1 protein-coding gene is annotated in these 505 nt (G+C 45.5%); it reads right to left on the bottom strand.

Annotation, left to right across the window (positions count from 1 at the left end):
* Positions 1 to 504 (bottom strand): beta-galactosidase (locus R7R78_RS29760; RefSeq protein WP_318119943.1); only part of this gene is annotated, 504 nt, incomplete at its 3' end.
* Between the last annotated feature and the right edge of the window lies 1 nt (position 505).

Genomic DNA, 505 nt, shown 5'->3' with positions numbered 1-505 from the left:
ATCAATTGACTTTGCCAATTCCCAATAGTTGTAGTCGTAAAAGTACTCCATGAAGTTTGCCGTCGTAGGCAGATCAGGATTAATCGACTTGAGCGGTGCAATCTCGTGCTCACAGAAGTTCGAGACGCGGTCAGTACAGAATCGTTTCCAATCTAACTTCAGTGCGTGAACGGAGTTCTCACCAACGGGAGATGGTGATTCAATTTGTTCCCAACTGGTGTAAGTATGACTCCAGAACGCACTCCACCACAGCTTATTAAGATTGTATAGGGAGCCGTATTTGTTTTTCAGCCCCAAACGAAACTCTTCTTGGCAGTAATTACAGTGGCAATCGCCGCCATATTCGTTTGAAACGTGCCAACCAATCACTGCTGGGTGCTGGCTGTAACGTTCAGCCAATTTAGTGTTCATGATGCTTACTTTCTCACGGTAATTCGGTGAGCTGTAACAATGGTTATGACGTTCTCCATGCAGTTGTTTAACACGAGCACTGTTGACTCGCAGG

It is taken from the genome of Vibrio sp. 2134-1 (assembly GCF_033339495.1).
Note: the sequence above shows the minus strand (reverse complement) of the source record. Positions and strands in the feature narration are given on the sequence as shown.